This is a genomic window from Paenibacillus sp. 01T422 (assembly GCF_056398785.1).
Window position 1 is genome coordinate 1 of sequence record NZ_JBFTQB010000376.1, and the last position, 5,736, is coordinate 5,736.

The window sequence follows — 5,736 nt, forward strand, 5'->3', positions numbered from 1 at the left end:
GTACTGCTTGGTGTATCGGGCATTGTGTTAGGGGTTATTGCATTCCTTATGGGCAACAAAGGAATCGGAACCTGGTCAGTGGTGCTTGGTTTTATTGCTGTTGCTGCCTATTTTTTACTATTTCCATTTTATTCTTAATGCTGAAAAACAAGCCGAGATTTCGGCTTGTTTTTCATTTTCAGAAGAAAATCGGGTATATTCGTGTTTTAGAGGGATAAATAGCGGGTTAAGACTCATTATGGCATCATTTTAAACCCTATACTCCCGTTTGCTCGTACTATTTGGCTTCARGAGTCATATTCGCACCTTTGAATGATTACAGTATTATTATATAATGAAAAGTGATAATTCAACTTTAAATTAAAATTAAGGGAGGTGTACCTACTCTCCTTGGTGCGGAAACCGCGCTTGACAGGGGATAGGTAAGGTATTGGAAGATCCTTTGCCCGAAACGTTAATTAGCTTTCTATTAATGTTTGGACTGGTGTTACTGAATGGTTTTTTTGTCGCAGCTGAATTCGCGATGGTGAAAGTAAGAGGTAGTCGAATTGATTCCCTTGTAGATGAAGGTCGCCGTAATGCGAAATTCGCGCAAGGAATTATGAACAATCTCGATGCGTACTTAGGTGCTTGTCAGCTCGGGATTACACTTACTTCGTTGGGACTTGGTTATGTCGGGGAGCCGACCTTTGCAAAAATTTTGGAACCACTATTCGCTCCGCTGAATTTACCAGATTCGGTGTTCCACACGATTACCTTTATTATTGCCTTTTCATTGATGACCACTTTGCATATCACACTGGGTGAACAATTCCCCAAAACATATGCGATTCGTAAAGCTGAACAGATCACGTTGCTTTCCGCGGGACCGATGGTCTTATTCTACAAAATCATGTATCCATTTATTTGGTTGCTAAACGGGATCTCCAACTGGATGCTTCGCCGTGCTGGTATTGAACCGACAACGGAACATGAATCGGCGCATACGGAGGATGAAATTCGTGTCCTCATGAAAGAGAGCCACAAAAATGGACTTATAGATAACACAGAGCTTACGCTTGTTGATAATATATTCGGATTCGCCGAGACAACAGCCAGAGAAATTATGATTCCAAGAACCGAGATGGAATGTTTGTATGCCGGACTTTCCTATTCGGAGAATCTAGCCATAGCGATTAAGGAAATGCGTACGCGCTATCCGGTATGTGATCCGGACAAAGACAATATCATTGGCTTCGTCCATATTAAGGATTTGCTTAAGCCGGATGCGAACTTGAAAGGAATCAAGAAGATTATCCGTCCGATTACGACGGTGCCGGATTCCATTCATATCAGTGATTTGCTGAAAATGATGCAAAAAAGAAAGAGCCAGATGGCGCTGCTTATTGATGAATATGGCGGTACATCAGGACTTGTAACACTGGAAGACATCATGGAAGAAATCGTTGGTGAAATTCAGGATGAATTCGATGAGGAACGTCCAACGATCGAAATCAAAGATGAGCACACGTTTTCCATTGACGGTCTGCTTTTGATCGATGAAGTGAATGATTATTTCGGGCTTGATATTGAGTCTGATGATTATGATACAATTGGCGGCTGGATCTACTCGCAGACAGAGATTCCGCCAAGCAAGAATCAACAAGTGACTTATAACGATGAGTTCTTGTTCATCGTGGAAGAAACAGATCACTTGCGAATTTCGAGATTGATTGTTAGAAAAATGACAGAACAAGATGAATATCTACAACAGAACATTTCTTGAAAAGATAGAGGGACAGTCTAATGACTGTCCTTTTTTTTATGATTCGGAAATTTTAGGATAGTCGTGAGGGCACAAAACGTGTACAATAAAAACAACGAATGATGATAAGAAACGAGGTCTGACGGATGAACAGCACGAACAGTATTGATCCAAGAGTTCTCAAGGAGCTGCTGCAGCTTCAGCTGATGAGTAAAATTAGTTTGTTATCCGGGGATAACGACACATCCAGTACGGACGATTCCGGTGACTTCAGCACTCTGCTGAACACGATAATGGGACAAGCCGCCGGTTCTGGGCTTGACGGTCAATCCTTGCTCAATCCTATGACAGCAAATAGCGTACCAGGTTCTTTGGGCGCATTGAATAAAGCCTACACACCGCTGCAAAGTTGGAGTCAATCTACTTCAACTTCACAGTTTGATGGTTTGATTAAAGAGGCTAGCGCCAAATACGGAGTCGATGAGTCGTTGGTGAAAGCGGTCATTCAACAGGAATCCGATTTCAACCATCAGGCAGTCTCTCCAGCAGGCGCCAAAGGCTTAATGCAGCTTATGGACGGCACCGGGCGCGGCTATGGCGTGACGAATCCATTTGATCCTAAGCAGAACGTGGATGCGGGTACGCACTTCCTGAGCAATCTGATCCAGAAGTACAATGGGAATGAAGGAGTTGCGCTTGCAGCGTACAATGCCGGTCCAGGACGTGTGGATCGCTTGGGCATCAAGAGTGACCAGGACTTATCTAATAAATTGCACCAATTACCGAAGGAAACGCAAGCGTATGTCTCCCAGGTTCTAGGTCATAAAATGAAATTTTCACTGTAAGCGGCAATTTCAAGGAGCTGATTTTCGCATGAATCATGCGGAGATCAGCTTTTTGTGTTCAGGTACATGCTTGAGTTATGCTCTGTTTTAGGCTTTAATGATGGAAGGAAATTATTTCGATTGCATAACTGCAGGGTTTGGGAAAAAGGGGAATCAGCAAGGACATGCTATATTTGGATAACGCGGCAACTACACCGCCATATAACGAAGTCATCGATACGATAGCAGAAGTTATGAAATTGCACTATGGAAATCCGTCATCCATTCATGGATTAGGTGTCCAAGCAGAGAAGCTGCTGCAGAGCGCTAAAGAAGTGATAGCAGGAACTTTAGGCGTGATGCCAGCTAGTATTATATGCACATCCGGAGGAACGGAGAGTAATAATCTAGCAATTCGAGGTGCTGCCTATCAGTATCAGAATCGGGGCAAGCATCTAATCACGACACAAATTGAGCATCCTTCTGTGAAGGAAGTTTTTCTTGGTTTGGAGCGCGAGGGATTTCGCGTTACGTATTTGCCAGTTAATCGGAACGGCTGTCTAGAAGTGCAGACGCTTCGCGAAGCCCTTTGTGAAGATACAATTTTGGTCAGCGTGATGTATGTCAATAACGAAGTAGGCACAATTCAGCCTATTCAAGCAATCGGGGAGCTGCTGGCCAAGTACCCGAAAGTGGTGTTTCATGTAGACGCCGTGCAAGGCATCGCAAAGCTTCCTTTTTCGATTAAGGAATGGAGGATAGATTTATGCAGCGTTTCTGCGCATAAGTTTCGCGGACCCAAGGGAGTGGGCTTTTTGTTCCGCAGAGAGGGTGTGCAGCTGAAGCCGCAACTCGTTGGCGGAGGGCAAGAAGACGGACTTCGCTCAGGAACGGAGAATGTTCCGCTCATCGTTGGGATGGCCAAGGCTCTGCGCCTGTCCATGCAGAACTTGCCAGCGAAGCTGGAGCATAAATATCGTCTAAGACGCCATCTAGTAGACGGTATCCTTACGATTCCAGAGCTAACATTAATGGGATCTGAGCGTCATGAGGAGATGGCTCCGCACATTGTCCATTTTGCTTTTACCGGGATGAAAGCGGAAGTTGTCGTTCATGCTTTAGAGCAAAGACAAATCTATATATCAACGAAATCAGCCTGTGCTTCGGATGCATCTGATCCCAGCGATGTTATGCTGGCATTAGGGTGTACGCGTGAGCAAGCGGTTAGCGGGCTTAGAGTCAGCTTTTCGGATGAGCATCAGCTAGAAGATATGGACCAATTTTTGCTAGCACTTAGGGATGTTGTGAATGAACTTTCTCCTATGTTAAGCAAATCAACAGCCAGAAAGGGGCAGCAAAAATGAAACCGGATTGTTTAATCTTGCGTTTTGGTGAATTAACACTGAAAGGCAGGAATCGTAAGCGTTTTGAGCGCAGCGTCATCACACAAATTCGCAAAGTTTTAGGGGCATTTCCTGATTTGAGGTATATTACGGAGTACGGGCGCGTATATGTGGAGCTAGGGGGAGCAGCTTATGAAGAGGCTTCGGAAGCATTGCAGCGCGTATTTGGACTGGCATCGTTCAGTCCGGCCTACCATGCTCCTATGGAGCCAGAGGCCATTAAAGAAGCTGCCCTGCGCATTATGCAAAATTTTCCAAAAGCTCCAAGCACCTTTAAGGTGAATGTCCGCAGGGTTAATAAATCTTTTCCGCTAGACTCCCAGCAAATGAATTATCTCGTCGGAGGCTACATTCTTGAAGGGATCCCAGGACTGCAAGTGGATGTTTGTGATCCGGAAGTCGAGCTTCGTGTGGAAATTCGTGAAGATCAAGTGCTTTTGTATGCAGAAGTTATTGAGGGAGCGGGGGGATTCCCGGCAGACACGAGCGGAAAGGCATTGCTGATGCTTTCTGGAGGAATTGATAGTCCTGTAGCAGGTTGGTTAGGGATGCGAAAAGGGCTTACCCTCGAAGCGATTCACTTTCATAGTTATCCTTATACAAGTGAACGGGCAAAGGACAAAGTGATAGATCTGGCTCACCAGCTTGCAGGGTACACGGATTCTATCAGACTGCACCTAGTRCCATTTACGGAAGTGCAGACGTCCATACACCGCGAATATAAGGATAATTTATTAGTCACGCTGATCCGAAGAGCTATGTATCGCATTGCGGAGCAAATTGCTGATCRTGAAGGTCTGAGCGCGTTGGTGACTGGGGAAAGCTTAGGACAGGTAGCTAGTCAAACTCTTCCGAGCTTGAATGTGATTGGGCGCGTTGTCACCTTGCCGATTTTGCAGCCGCTCATGATGATGGACAAGCAAGAAATTATCCGGATTGCCGAAAGTATCGGCACGTTCCCGATTTCAATTTTACCATATGAAGATTGCTGCTCCTTATTTCTTCCTCCCTCTCCGAGCACCAATCCGAATTTGCAAATGGTAGAGCGAATCGAGAACAGCATGGACTTTTTGCCGGAACTGATCCAGAAAGCCGTTGAACAAACGGAAACGATTGAAATTGTACATGGTCAAATGAAGAAGGTGCCCGATCAGCATTTCTTCTAAATGCTTTTCCGGCGCCGAGCAGTAGGTGACTTCATCACCACTCTTCACCAGCTCGCCATGCACCCCGGGAGGAAAGATAAGCATGATTGATGCGCTCATTTTGTTTTTACAAATTATGTTGATCAATATTGTGCTTAGCGGCGATAATGCGGTTGTTATTGCGCTCGCGAGTAAAAATCTTCCCGTTGAACAGCGTAAGCTGGCCGTGTGGTGGGGGGCTTTCGGAGCTATAGCGTTGCGGCTGGTGCTGACGTTAGTGGCTGTGAGCCTTCTCGATATTCCCTATATTCAAGCGGGCGGATCGATCTTATTATTCTGGATTGCAATCAAATTACTGACCGATGATGACAGTCATGCGAATGTGAAAGAGGCGTCGACACTTGGCAAAGCCATCTGGACAATTATCGTCGCGGATTTCGTGATGAGTCTTGACAATGTGCTAGCGATTGCAGCCAAAGGCAACGGCAATAATACAGTGATTATATTGGGAATTGGACTCAGTATCCCTATCATCATTTGGGGAAGCACATTGGTTATGAATTTGCTGCACAAATATCCGGTTCTTGTTCTTTTAGGGGCAGGTATCCTCGGCTATACAG

General features: G+C 45.2%; 5 protein-coding genes. All 5 read left to right on the forward strand.

Features of this window, described 5'->3' with window-relative positions:
• Positions 1 to 472: 472 nt before the first annotated feature.
• Entirely contained in the window at positions 473 to 1,765 is a 1,293-nt protein-coding gene (locus tag AC1DUA_RS20565) for a hemolysin family protein (RefSeq protein ID WP_477501548.1), read from the forward strand.
• A gap of 125 nt (positions 1,766 to 1,890) precedes the next feature.
• Positions 1,891 to 2,589, forward strand: a complete 699-nt coding sequence (locus AC1DUA_RS20570; RefSeq protein ID WP_477501544.1) for a lytic transglycosylase domain-containing protein — start codon at positions 1,891 to 1,893, stop codon at positions 2,587 to 2,589.
• A gap of 164 nt (positions 2,590 to 2,753) precedes the next feature.
• On the forward strand, positions 2,754 to 3,932 hold the full coding sequence (locus AC1DUA_RS20575) for a cysteine desulfurase family protein (RefSeq protein WP_477501545.1): 1,179 nt from the start codon (positions 2,754 to 2,756) through the stop codon (positions 3,930 to 3,932).
• Complete coding sequence (gene thiI, locus AC1DUA_RS20580) at positions 3,929 to 5,137, forward strand: tRNA uracil 4-sulfurtransferase ThiI (protein WP_477501546.1); 1,209 nt, start codon at positions 3,929 to 3,931, stop codon at positions 5,135 to 5,137. Before AC1DUA_RS20575 ends, thiI begins: the two co-directional genes overlap by 4 nt.
• Positions 5,138 to 5,219: 82 nt before the next feature.
• The coding region (locus AC1DUA_RS20585; RefSeq protein WP_477501547.1) for a TerC family protein at positions 5,220 to 5,736 on the forward strand (517 nt) is incomplete at its 3' end.